The 12,379-nt window shown below is 69.9% G+C and carries 9 protein-coding genes and 1 pseudogene; 5 read left to right on the forward strand and 5 right to left on the reverse strand.

Annotated features, from left to right (window positions below):
- The first annotated feature begins 56 nt into the window (after positions 1 to 56).
- Complete coding sequence (locus ACUKCB_RS06555; RefSeq protein ID WP_473039589.1) at positions 57 to 1,010, forward strand: NADP-dependent oxidoreductase; 954 nt, start codon at positions 57 to 59, stop codon at positions 1,008 to 1,010.
- Between the two features lie 98 nt (positions 1,011 to 1,108).
- Here ACUKCB_RS06555 and ACUKCB_RS06560 read toward each other — a convergent pair whose 3' ends face one another.
- Positions 1,109 to 2,608: an amidase gene (locus ACUKCB_RS06560; RefSeq protein WP_473039590.1), complete on the reverse strand. Its 1,500-nt coding sequence runs from the start codon at positions 2,606 to 2,608 to the stop codon at positions 1,109 to 1,111.
- A gap of 115 nt (positions 2,609 to 2,723) precedes the next feature.
- Positions 2,724 to 4,754: an aminodeoxychorismate synthase component I gene (pabB, locus tag ACUKCB_RS06565; RefSeq protein ID WP_473039591.1), complete on the reverse strand. Its 2,031-nt coding sequence runs from the start codon at positions 4,752 to 4,754 to the stop codon at positions 2,724 to 2,726.
- A 204-nt stretch (positions 4,755 to 4,958) separates the two neighbouring features.
- Here pabB and ACUKCB_RS06570 point away from each other — a divergent pair, with 204 nt between their 5' ends.
- Both ACUKCB_RS06570 and ACUKCB_RS06575 read left to right on the forward strand, forming a co-directional pair.
- A complete protein-coding gene (locus tag ACUKCB_RS06570) occupies positions 4,959 to 5,207 on the forward strand; it encodes an SHOCT domain-containing protein (protein ID WP_473039592.1) in 249 nt (82 codons plus the stop codon).
- 316 nt (positions 5,208 to 5,523) lie between these two features.
- The gene (locus ACUKCB_RS06575) at positions 5,524 to 7,194 is read left to right on the forward strand and encodes an ABC-F family ATP-binding cassette domain-containing protein (protein ID WP_473039593.1); all 1,671 of its coding nucleotides are present in this window, start codon (positions 5,524 to 5,526) and stop codon (positions 7,192 to 7,194) included.
- 149 nt (positions 7,195 to 7,343) lie between these two features.
- Here ACUKCB_RS06575 and ACUKCB_RS06580 read toward each other — a convergent pair whose 3' ends face one another.
- Positions 7,344 to 8,702 (reverse strand): sugar porter family MFS transporter, encoded by a 1,359-nt coding sequence (locus tag ACUKCB_RS06580; protein ID WP_473040945.1) that lies wholly within the window; start codon positions 8,700 to 8,702, stop codon positions 7,344 to 7,346.
- A gap of 380 nt (positions 8,703 to 9,082) precedes the next feature.
- Between ACUKCB_RS06580 and bioB the strand changes: the two genes are divergently transcribed.
- On the forward strand, positions 9,083 to 10,144 hold the full coding sequence (gene bioB, locus ACUKCB_RS06585) for a biotin synthase BioB (RefSeq protein WP_473039594.1): 1,062 nt from the start codon (positions 9,083 to 9,085) through the stop codon (positions 10,142 to 10,144).
- A gap of 84 nt (positions 10,145 to 10,228) precedes the next feature.
- Here the strand turns inward: bioB and ACUKCB_RS06590 are convergent, their stop codons facing one another.
- Both ACUKCB_RS06590 and tnpA read right to left on the reverse strand, forming a co-directional pair.
- The gene (locus ACUKCB_RS06590) at positions 10,229 to 10,519 is read right to left on the reverse strand and encodes a YiaA/YiaB family inner membrane protein (RefSeq protein ID WP_473039595.1); all 291 of its coding nucleotides are present in this window, start codon (positions 10,517 to 10,519) and stop codon (positions 10,229 to 10,231) included.
- 187 nt (positions 10,520 to 10,706) lie between these two features.
- On the reverse strand, positions 10,707 to 11,168 hold the full coding sequence (gene tnpA / locus ACUKCB_RS06595; protein WP_473039596.1) for an IS200/IS605 family transposase: 462 nt from the start codon (positions 11,166 to 11,168) through the stop codon (positions 10,707 to 10,709).
- Between the two features lie 19 nt (positions 11,169 to 11,187).
- Here tnpA and ACUKCB_RS06600 point away from each other — a divergent pair.
- Positions 11,188 to 12,351, forward strand: a pseudogene (locus ACUKCB_RS06600) (RNA-guided endonuclease InsQ/TnpB family protein).
- Positions 12,352 to 12,379: the final 28 nt, after the last annotated feature.

The raw sequence follows: 12,379 nt of genomic DNA on the forward strand, positions 1-12,379 counted from the left end.
AAAGATGGCAATCATGCCATGGTGCCGACGGCGCCCGATCCGCCAACCTGGGAACCATGAGCAACGACAACAACGCCACCATGCGGGCCATCAGCCAGGACACCCACGGCGGACCGGAGGTCCTGCACGAGATCCGGCTCCCCCGCCCCGCCCCGGGCCCCAGCCAGATCCTGGTCTCCGTCCGCGCCGCCGGGGTCAACCCCACCGACTGGAAACACCGTGCGAGCGGCCTCTTCCTGAACCGCCTCCCCCTCGTCCTGGGCTGGGACGTCTCCGGGGTCGTGGAGTCCGTGGGTTACGGCGTCACCCTGTTCAAGCCCGGTGACGAGGTCTTCGGGATGCTGCCCTACCCGCACGGGGTGGGCTCGCACGCCGAGTACGCGCTGGGCCCCGCGCGCGCCTTCACCCATAAACCCGCCTCGGTCGATCACGTCCAGACCGGAGCGCTGCCGCTGGTCTCCCTCACCGCCTACCAGGCACTGGTCGACACCGCCCGGCTCCGGGCCGGACAGCGCGTGCTGGTACACGCCGCCGCCGGAGGGGTCGGACACGTGGCTGTGCAGATCGCCAAGTCCCTGGGCGCGTACGTCATCGGCACCGCGAGCGAGCCCAAGCACGCCCTCCTGCGCGAGCTGGGCGCGGACGAGGTCATCGACTACCGCACGACCGATTTCACCGAGGCCACCGGGGACATCGACGTGGTCCTGGACCCGGTGTCGGGAGAAACTCGGACCCGCTCCCTGGAGGTGCTGCGCCCGGGCGGGACCCTGGTCTCGCTCCTGCCCGGCCAGGACCCGCAGGAGGAGGACCGGGCGCGGAGCCTGGGGGTCCGGGTCGAGACACTGCTGGTGGAGGCCGACCACCAGGGCATGAACGCGATCGCCGACTTGGTGGAAAGGGGAGAACTGCGGGCCCACGTGGAGACCGTCCTCCCGCTGGCCGAGGCGGCCAAGGCGCACACACTGGGTGAGACCGACCGCACCACCGGCAAGATCGTCCTGACCGTTTAAGGGCAGGTGCGCCGGCGCAGCGGCGGTCGCCGGGCTCCTGCGCCCGGAGCGGCTGCGCCGGAACAGCCCCCGCCGCGGCGGGGGCTGTCAGGGCCGGTTCACGCCGGGGCGGGGAACGGCACCCCCGTCGGACGTCGGTGCGCCCAGGGGCTGGCCTCCTCCAGTTGGGCGGCCAGGCGCAGCAGGAGCCCCTCGCCCGCCGGAGCCGCGACGAACTGCACGCCCAACGGCAGGCCGGAGGCCGTCCAGTGCAGCGGCACCGACATGGCGGGGGTGCCGGTCAGGTTGGCCGTCAGCGTGAACGGGGTCGCGGTCAGGTTGTTCATGACCTCGGTGGTCACCAGGTTGGTCGCGGTGACGACGCGTTCGGTGCGGGTGCGCACCAGCAGGCGTTCGACGGTGCGCAGCCACGGCGGCGGGTCCAGGCGCCCCACGGTCACCGGCGGTCCCGCGATGGTGGGGGTGAGGAGGAGGTCGTGGCGGGAGTGGAAGTCGGCGAGCGCGAGGACGTGCTCGTGCCAGCGGTTGTTGCCGCGTACGTAGTCGGCGGCGGTGCGGGTTCGGCCCATGGCGGCGAGCATGAGGGTGTCGGGTTCGAAGTGCTCGTCCGAGCAGCCGGTGTCGGCCTTGACCCCGTCCACCAGGGCGGCCATCGAGCCGTACCAGAGCGTGAGGAAGTCCTCGGTGAGCGCCCGGCCGTCGATGTCGGGTTCGGCTTCGACCACCTCATGGCCCAGTCCCTCGAGCAGTGCGGCCGCCTCACGGACCGCCCGGACCGCCTCGGGGTGCACCCGGGTGCCCAGCGGCGAGCGGTCGGTGAAACCGATTCGCAGCCGCCCCGGGTCGCGGCCGACCTCCTCGGTGTAGGGGCGGTCGGGCGGAGCGATCGGGTAGGGCGAGGTGGCCTCGGAGCCCGCCGTCGCCTGGAGCAGAGCGGCGCTGTCACGCACGGTTCGGGTGAGGACCCCGTTGACCGAGGCGCCGTGCATGGGCTCGCCCCCGTTGGGCCCGAACGGTACCCGGCCGCGGCCGGGCTTGAGCCCGAACAGCCCGCAACAGGCGGCGGGGATACGGATGGAACCGCCGCCGTCGTTGGCCCCCGCGGCCGGTGCGATGCCCGCCGCCACGGCGGCCGCCGAACCACCTGAGGAGCCGCCGGGGGTGTGCGCCGGGTTCCAGGGGTTGCGGGCGGGGCCGAACTCGTCGGACTCGGTGACCCCCTTGGCGCCGAACTCGGGGGTGTTGGTCTTGCCGAAGGGCACCAGACCGGCCGAGAGCCAGCGGTTCACCACCTCGGAGTTGCGGACCGCGGGCCGGTGGCGCAGTGCCCGGTTGCCGGCGGAGGTGGGATACCCGGCGTAGTCCTGGAAGAGGTCCTTGAGGAGGAAGGGGACTCCGCCGAGCGGGCCCTCGGGGAAGGCCGAGGCGAGGCGTCGGCCCTCCTCGTACATCGGCAGGATGATCGCGTTGAGCGCGGGGTCGACCTGCGTGGCGCGCTCGATGGCGGCCTCCAGGACTTCGGTCGGGGTGACCTCACCGGCCCGGACCAGTGCGGCCAGGCCGACGGCGTCGTGTTCGAGGTACTCGTCTACTCGCATGGCCGGAACCTAACACCGGACTGCAACACGTTCTAGTTCACCGTCGGGTGTTGTTACCGATGAGTTGGAAGCCGGTCCCGGGAGTGCCCCATCGGGGCACTGAGGGGCAGACGCCTCAGCGGCCGCGAAGGGGGACCTCGGCCTTGAGCAGCATCTCCCCGTACTCCTCCTCCGGGTCGGAGTCCAGCACGATCGCGCCACCCGCACCCACGGTGACCTCGCCGTTCGCGCGCACGGCGGTACGGATGACGATGCTCAGATCCGCCTCGCCCGAGTGCGAGACGTACCCCAGCGCACCCGAGTAGACCCCGCGGGCCGAGGACTCCAGGTGGTCGATGATCTCCATGGTCCGCAACTTGGGGGCGCCGGTCATCGAACCGCCCGGGAAACTCGCCCGTACCGCCTCCATCGCCGACACCCCCGGACGCAACCGCCCCCGGACCGTGGAGACCAACTGGTGCACGGTGGCGTAGGACTCGGTGTACATGAACGCGGGAACCTCCACAGAACCCACCTCGCACACCCGGCCCAGGTCGTTGCGGAGCAGGTCCACGATCATCAGGTTCTCCGCGCGGGTCTTGGCTCCGGTGCGCAGCTCCTCGGCGATGCGGGCGTCGGTGGCCGGGTCCCCGTGCCGGGGCGCGGTGCCCTTGATGGGCCGGCTCTCGGCGATCCGGTCGGCGTCCACGCGCAGGAAGCGCTCCGGGGAGGCGCTCAGCACGGTCACCGCGCCCAGCCGCAAGAAGGCGGCGTAGGGGGCGGGGTTGGCGGCTCGGAGCCGACGGTAGAAGTCCAGGTCGTCCCCGCCCGGGTCGGGCAGCCGGACCCGGTTGGTCAGGCAGATCTCGTAGCTCTCCCCCTCGGTGAGGTGGCCCAGGCACGCCTTGACGTCGTCGACGTACCCCTCGCGTGGCCGCTCCAGCAGGCCGGGCAGGTCGACGGGGGTGGCGGAGGGGGCGGGTTCGGGGAGCGGGGGCAGGTCCACCAGGGCGGCACGGGTGTCCTCGGCCCAGGCGCGGGCGTCGGCCGCCCCGTCGGCGCAGACCACGTAGGTGCGGTCCTCGTGGTGGTCGACGGCGACGAAGCGGTCACAGCGCATCCACACCGCGTCCGGGGTGGGTGCGTCGTGGGCGCGTTCGCCTCCGGTGTCGGCCTTGAGTTCGTAGCCGAGGTAGCCCACGTAACCGCCGGTGAAACCGAAGGGCAGGCCGGTGCCACGGGGGGTGTGGCCGGTGCGGCGCTCCAGCGCCTCGAACACGTTCCCGGGCTCGACCCGGGTACCGGTGGCGGTGCGTACCCGCACCCCCGTATCGCCCACGTCGTAGGTGAGCACCTCGGCGGTGGGTCCCGAGGCCTCGCCCAGGAACGAGAATCGGGCGGGCCCCTCGGGGCGGGAGCTGTCCAACCAGAACGCGTACTCGGCGTCCGCGTGCAGCCGGGCGAAGGCGCGTTCGGTGTTCACGGCCCGTGCGATCTCCACCACCACGGGTTCGGGGGCCGCCGCGGCGTCCGGGCGCCGGGCGGAGCCCTCGCTGGGGGCCGGATCCGGGCAGGTGCGTACACGGGCATGCGGGCGGGCCAGGTCCAGGAAGTTGGCGACCAGGTCGGAGCCGTGCTCGCTGGCGATCGACTCGGGGTGGAACTGCACGCCCCAGCGCGGGAGTTCGCGGTGTTCCAGGCCCATGACCACCCCGTCCTCGGCCCAGGCGGTGGCCGCCAGGGAGCCGGGGAGGGGCTCGGGGACGGCCAGGGAGTGGTAGCGCACGGCGGTGAAGTCCTGCGGCACCCCCGCGAAGAGTCCCGCGCCGTCGTGTCGCACCCGGGTCAGGTGACCGTGGCGGGGTTCGGGTGCCGAGGACACCTCGGCCCCGGCCAGGTGGGCGATGGCCTGGTGGCCCAGGCACACCCCCAGGACCGGCAGGGGGGTGTGCGCCAGCAGTTCGGGGACCCGTCCCAGGTCGCGGACGGTCTGCGGGCGGCCCGGCCCCGGGGAGACGACCACGGCGTCCACGGAGGCGGGGTCCAGGTCCGCCCAGCCCGGGCCGTCGTTGGTCAGCACCCAGGGCTCCTCGCCGAGTACGCGGGCGAGGAGCTGGAACAGGTTATAGGTGTATGAGTCGTGGTTGTCCACGAGGAGAACGCGCATCCCGCCCTTTCTGCAACGGCTTCCGGATCGCGATACCCCAGGTTACGGCGGTTTGTCCGGCCCCGGGTGCGCTCGGACCCCCGGTCGGCCCCCTGCCCGGGCCCTCACCGGGCCGGTCCCCGTTCTGGCGGGACGCCCCCGGAAGGGAGTAGACAGGGAGGAGGTGAGGTACACCGGCCCTCGCACAGCCAAGGGAGCGGTTCCGTGAACATCTTCGTCGCCGCGGTCATGATCCTGGTCATGTTGGCGCTGGCCTTCTTCTTCGTGCTCACCGTCACCGAGGTCAGCCGGACCCTCAGGCAGCGCCACGGGAAACCGCTCCCCGAGGCTCCCCGGCGGCCCGCATCCCCGGAGCTGGACGCTGCCGCGCAGGAGTTGCGGATGCGCTACGCCCGAGGTGAGATCAGCCGGGAGGAGTACCTCCAGCGCAAAATCGATCTCGAGGAGTACTGACCTCCTCCCCCGCGGCCTTCCCGCACCTCCCTCACCCCTCACCGGGGAACTCGGAAAACGGTTGACAGCACGGACCGGGTGGGTAGGGTACTCACGTCCTGTTGTCTCCGATAGAGGTGGACGTTGCGCATCTGAGGTTCGCGATCATCACGCGGTACGGCGCCGGTAACCGGCCTGCCCGTCGCGTGCATGGAACCTCGGTGTATGAGCCGTCCCTGACCAGTCCAGGACTCTCTCGCCTGTCCTCTCGGCCGTCGGCCGCGTGGTGCTCGCACACGAAGCCCTTTCCACACCGCTTCTGACTGCGAGAACACCCATGCCAAAAACCAGCACCACCGCGAGTGCCGCCGCGGCCTGCTCCGACCTGTCCTTCCGGTGGAAGGACGGCACCACCGTCTTCGACGGGCTCTCCCTCACCCTGGGCAGGGGCCGCACCGGGCTGGTCGGTACCAACGGTGCAGGCAAGTCCACCCTGCTCCGGCTGCTGGCCGGGCGGCTGCGCCCCGCCCGGGGCTCGGTGACCGTCGGCGGCAGCCTGGCCTACCTGCCGCAGAACGTCACCCTCGACACCGACCTGCGGGTCGACCGGGCCCTGGGCATCGCCGACAAGCGCGCCGCGCTGCACGCCATCGAGGCGGGCCACGCCTCGGAACGGCACTTCGAGACGGTCGGCGACGACTGGGACATCGAGGAGCGCACTCTGGCGACCCTGGGCTCACTCGGTCTGGACGGCATCGGTCTGGACCGCACCGTAGGCCAGCTCTCCGGTGGCGAAACCGTCCTGCTGCGCCTGGCCGCGGTACTGCTGGAGCGCCCCGACGTGCTCCTGCTGGACGAGCCGACCAACAACCTCGACCTGTACGCGCGTCGCAGACTCCACGAAACCGTGGAGACCTGGCGCTCCGGTTCCCTGATCGTGGTCAGCCACGACCTCGAACTCCTGGAGCGGGTGGACCGCATCGCCGAACTGCGCACCGGTTCCGTGACGGTCTACGGGGGCGGCTGGTCCGACTACCAGGAGGCGTTGGCCGTCCAGCAGGAGGCGGCCGAACGTATGCTGCGCTCCGCCGACGCGGACGTGCGCCGGCAGAAGCGCGAACTGGAGGAGACCCAGGTCAAACTGGCCAAACGGCAGAGTAGGAGCAGGAGGTTGGACGCCCAGGGCGGTGTCCCGAAGATCGTCGCCAACGAGTTGAAGAAGGCCGCCCAGCAGTCCGCGGGCAAGCTCCGCGGCGTGCACGAGGACCGGCTGGAGGAGGCCCGCGAGCGGCGGGAGGAGGCGGCCGACGCGGTCCGCAGGGACGCCGAGATCCGGGTGGAGCTTCCGCACACCGAGGTGCCCAACGGCCGTGACGTGCTGGAACTGAGCGGGCTGCGCCCCCGGTTCGGCAGGTTGGTCGAGGGAAACCTCATGGTGCGCGGCCCCGAGCGGATCGCCCTGGTCGGCCGTAACGGCGCCGGTAAGACCACGCTGCTGCGCACCCTCACCGGAGCGGACGAGCCGGTGGAGGGCCGGGCCAGGGTGTCCGTTCCGGTCCGGTTCCTGCCGCAGCGGCTGGACGTGCTGGACGAGGAGCTGAGCGTCTTCGAGAACGTGTCCCGGATGGCGCCGGACGTGACCGCCCAGCACATCCGCGCCCAGTTGGCCCGATTCCTGTTCAAGGGGGCACGGGCAGCGCAGAGCGCCGGGACGCTGTCCGGTGGTGAGCGCTTCCGGGCCGCCCTGGCAGCGACGATGCTGGCCTCACCGGCCCCGCAGCTGCTGATGCTGGACGAGCCGACCAACAACCTGGACCTGTCCAGCGTGCGGCAGCTGACCAACGCCCTGGAGGCCTACCGGGGGGCGCTTCTGGTCGCCAGCCACGACCTGCGGTTCCTGGAGTCGGTCGGGATCACCCGATGGTTGCTGCTCGACGACGAGCTGCGGGAGAGCACGGCCGAGGAGGTGCACGACCTGTTCGGGGGCCGGGCGCCCGGTCAGGTCTGAACGGACGCTCCCGGGACCCGCCCCGAGCGGCCGGTGCGTTTCCCCGTGCACGGGGAAACGCACCGGCCGCTCGCCCTTCCTGCCCCCTGTCTGCCCCCCGGAAGCCTGAGCTGCTGGCTCCCGGACGGTGGGAAAGGGCCGCCGAGCTCCTAGCCCTGCATCTCTTCCAGGGTCTTGCCCTTGGTCTCCTTGACGAACTTCCACACGAACAGGAACGACAGCAGCGCGAACCCGGCGTACATCACGTACGTGCCCGGCAGGCTCCAGTCACGCAGGCTCGGGAAACTCACGGTGATGAGCCAGTTGGTCAGCCACTGGGTCGCGGTGGCCACACCCATGGCGGCGGCACGGATACGCAGCGGGAACATCTCACCCAGCAGCACCCACACGACCACGCCCCAGGACAGCGCGAAGAACAGCACGAAGGAGCTGGCCGAGACCAGTGCCACCACACCCCAGTCGAACGGGAGGACGACCTCCTCTCCCCGGACCACGGCGTTACTGAACGCGTAGGCGGTCGCCGCCAGTGCCACGGTCATCCCGGCCGAACCCACCAGCAGCAGGGGTTTGCGGCCGACCCGGTCCACCAGCAGGATCGCGATCACGGTGCCCACGATGTTCACCACCGAGGTGAACAGGCTCAACAGGAGCGAGTCGGACTCGGCGACGCCCACCGACTGCCACAGGGAGCTGGAGTAGTAGAAGATGACGTTGATGCCCACCAGCTGTTGGAAGGCCGAGACGGCCATACCGATCCACACGATCGGCAACAGCCCGTAGCGCCCGGTGAGGTCGCGCAGCCTGGGGCGGACCTCCGCCCCCAGGGCCTCCCGGATCTCACCGATACGCTGCTCGATCCGTGCGGTCCCGCCACCCTCGACGCCGCTCAGGATCTCGCGGGCCTGATTCACCCGCCCCACCCGGACCAGGTACCGGGGGGACTCGGGAATGACCAGGCTCAGGCTCAGGTAGACCAGGGCGGGCAGCACCTCGATGCCCAGCATCCACTGCCAGGCCTGTACGGGCCCCAGCGCGTTCTGCGCGCTGCCGTCGGCCGCCTGGGCGATCGCGTAGTTGACCAGTTGCGAACACGCGATGCCCAACACGATGGCGAGCTGCTGCAGGGAGGCCAGCCGCCCTCGGTAGGCGGCGGGTGAGACCTCGGCGATGTAGGTCGGCGCGATCACCGAGGCCATACCGATGGCCGCACCGCCGATGATCCGCCACAGGGTCAGGTCCACCACCGAGAACGGCAGGGCCGAGCCGATGGCGCTGACGGCGAACAGCACACCGGCGATCTGCATGACCCGGATCCGGCCCAGCCTGTCGGCGAGGTTGCCCGCCGTCGCCGCCCCCGCCACACAGCCGAGCAGGGCCGCGGCGATGGTGAACCCGAGCACCCCGGGGCCCACCTCGAACCTCTGCTGGATGGCGTCGACCGCACCGTTGATCACCGCGCTGTCGTAGCCGAAGAGGAATCCGCCCATCGCGGCCGCTGCCGCGATCATCGTCACGTGGACCAGGCTGACGTCCCCACCGGACTCCCCCACCTGGCTGCTTCCGACTCCACTCACTCCGGACTCCCTCCCCTGGGCGTGCCCGACTGCCCGGGCTGGCACCACGATGCAGCACGCGCCTGGCGAATGTGTGAACGCAACGCTGAGAAGGCCGAACACACGCCCATGCCCGCCCCGACCGACCGGGCGTGGCGCAGCTCGCCGCGCCCCGGCCACCGGCGACGTCCCCCGAAGAGCCGTGGCCGGATATGGCCACACTCCCCGAGAAGGCGCCTGACCAGGCACACTTGCGCAGCACACAAGACTTCGGCCGGATTCTTGGCGGGTTCGGCAACTGTGTGGGCGCGCTCCCAGCCTCCAGGATCGACCCCGTGACGACATTCCACACCCTGGCCGAGAAGGCCCTTCGCCGTGAGACGCCCACCCGCGACGAACTTCTGGAGGTGCTGACCAGCACTGACGACGACCTGATGGACCTGGTCGCCGCCGCGTCACGGGTCCGCCGACGCTACTTCGAGCGCCGCGTCAAACTCAACTACCTCGTGAACATGAAGAGCGGCCTGTGCCCGGAGGACTGCTTCTACTGCTCCCAGCGCCTGGGTTCACAGGCCGAGATCGTCAAGTACACCTGGCTCAAACCCGACCAGACCCGTGAGGCCGTCTCCCACGGCGTCAAGGCCGGGGCCAGCCGCGTGTGCCTGGTCGCCAGCGGACGCGGCCCCACCGACCGCGACGTGGCCCGTCTCGCCCCGGCGGTGGAGGGGATCAAGGACGAATACCCCGGGGTCGAGGTGTGTGCCTGCCTCGGACTGCTCTCCGACGGCCAGGCCGAGAAACTGCGCGAGGCCGGGGTCGACGCCTACAACCACAACCTCAACACCTCCGAAGAGCGCTACGCCGACATCTGCACCACGCACGAGTTCGCCGACCGCGTGGAGACCGTCGAACAGGCCAAGCACGCAGGACTCTCCCCCTGCTCGGGGCTGATCGCGGGCATGAAGGAGAGCGACGACGACCTCGTCGACGCCCTGTACGCCCTGCGCGAGCTCAGCCCGGACTCGGTCCCGGTCAACTTCCTCATGCCCTTCGAGGGCACACCGCTGGAGGGCACCTGGGACCTGACCCCGCAGCGCTGCCTGCGCATCCTGGCCGCCACCCGGTTCGTCTTCCCCGACGTGGAGGTACGCCTGGCGGGCGGGCGCGAGATCCACCTGCGCTCCCTCCAGCCCCTGGCGCTACACATCGCCAACTCGATCTTCCTCGGCGACTACCTCACCAGTGAGGGACAGGAGGGCAGGGACGACCTGGAGATGATCGCCGACGCCGGTTTCGTGGTGCAGGGCGCGGGCGAGCCCACGCTCCCCGGCGAACGTCACGACCTGCTCAGGACACGCCGGCGGGGCGCCGGGACCGCCCTTCCGCCCAACGCCTGACCGCTGACGTGCCCACCGGAACGGCGCGGCCCCCGCCGGCGCCGTTCCGGTGGGCACCGCGCTCCCCCGGCGCGGTGCCCGGCTTCAGGACCTGGGCTGGACCTGCTGGTCCCCCTGCCATATCGGCAACTGCTGGTAGTACTGCGCCTGCTCGGCCATGGCCGTGTCCTCCTGCCGGTCCCGGACGCACTTGGCGAGCGTGAAGGTGGAGGTGATGACGAACAGCAGGCTCATGCCGAGGAAGGCACGCATCCACAGGTCGACGGGGAGGAAGGCGATCCCGACGCCGGAACCGGCGGCGGAGACCGCGAAGGCCAGCATCGACTGGAGGTAGAACTGGGGGGTGGACCGGGGCTGAGGGATCGGTGCGTTCATGGGTCCATGGTGGCCGAGTCCTCCGGTCAGCGCCTGAGTATCCCTACTCAACCGCCCGCCCCGCCGCAGACCGGACCCCGAAGACCGAGACGACCGGGCCCCTACCCCGACACCCGGTCCGGTCGGAGTCAGCGTGTCTTAGCGAGGAACCCCGGGGCTTCAGCCCCGGGAGGAATCGCCCCCAAGACTAGGTGGAGCGCCGCTCGATCCCTGGAGCGCCGGGACCGGGACGTTTCTGGTTCTCGATGTACTCCCGCACGATCGACATCGGCGCTCCACCACACGAGCCGACGAAATAGGACGGCGACCAGAAGTGTCCGTGCGTGCTGGCACGGTTGACCCGTCCGGTGAACTCCTGACGAAGCCTGCGAGCGGACACACCCTTGAGCGAGCCGACCAGGCGAGACAACGCGACCTTGGGCGGGTAGTGCACCAGCAGGTGGACGTGGTCGCTCTCGCCGTTGAACTCGCGCAGTTGCGCCCCGAAGTCGGCACACACCTCGCGCATGATCTCCTCGCATCGGGTGAGCAGGGCGTCGTCGAACACACCCCGGCGGTACTTCGGTGTGAAGACCAAGTGTGCGTGGAGGTTGTAGACGACGCTTCTTCCCCTGCGTATGTCGGGGTCTTGTTCCCATCGCGGTGACATAGATCAATGCTACGATGCGATGGTGTCCACGATCGTCGTGCAGCTCAACCTCACGCCTTCGCCCGAACAGGCGGCGGCGCTTGAGGCAACCCTGTACACGGTCAACGAGCAGGCCAACCGTGTTTCCCGGATCGCCCACAGCGAAGGTGCCCACCGCAACTACGCGCTGCGCAAGCTCGTCTACGCCGACGTGCGTGCGGCCGGTGTCGGATCCCAAGCGGCGTAGCACGTCGTCAAGAAGGTCGCCGACGCCTACACGACGTTCAAGGCCAACCTGAAGGCCGGGAACTATGGAAAACCCGGGTCGAAGCGGCGCAAGCGCGTCGAGGAAAAGCCGATCGTCTTCCGGTCGGACGCCGCACAGCCCTACGACCAGAGGAACCTTTCCTTCTGTGTGGACGCCCGCACGATCTCGTTGTGGACTGTCCGGGGACGGTTGAAGGACGTGCCCTTCGCTTGCTCACCTGATGCGGCCAAGGCCTTGGGCGAGCACAAGCGTGGAGAGTCCGATTTGCTGTATCGGGACGGCGTGTGGTTCCTGTCTGTCACGCTCACCGTGCCCGACGACGAGGAGTATGACCCGCAGGGATTCCTGGGTGTCGATCTCGGGATCGCCAATATCGTCACCACCAGTGATGGCCGTGTCATGGCCGGGCGGAAGCTGAACCGGTACCGAAGACGACAACTCCGTTTGCGCGCCAAGCTTCAAGCCAAGGGCACCACGTCCGCCAAACGTGTGTTGAAGCGGCAGCGACGCAGGGAATCACGCGTTGCCAAGGACGCCAATCACTGCATCTCCAAACGCATCGTGGCCGAGGCTGAACGCACCTCGCGCGGGGTGGCCCTGGAAGATCTTTCGGGTATCCGGCAGAGGGTACGGTTTCGCAAGCCCCAACGGGTCACATTGCATTCCTGGGCGTTCGCCCAGCTCGGGAGTTTTATCGTCTACAAGGCCAGGCGGGCGGGTGTGCCCGTGGTGTTCGTGGATCCGGCGTACACGTCCCAGACGTGTAGCTGGTGCGAGTACCGCGAGAAGGGCAACCGCATCAGCCAGGACTCCTTTGTCTGCCGGTCGTGCGGCGTCGTTGCGCACGCCGACCGGAACGCTTCCCGCAACATCGCCTACCGTGGCGGGGTTGTGTGGAACGCGGGGCGGAAGTCACACGTCCCACTCGGATTCTAGGATCGGGGTAAGACGCGGTGGACGTTCC

This window comes from Nocardiopsis moroccensis (assembly GCF_055763695.1).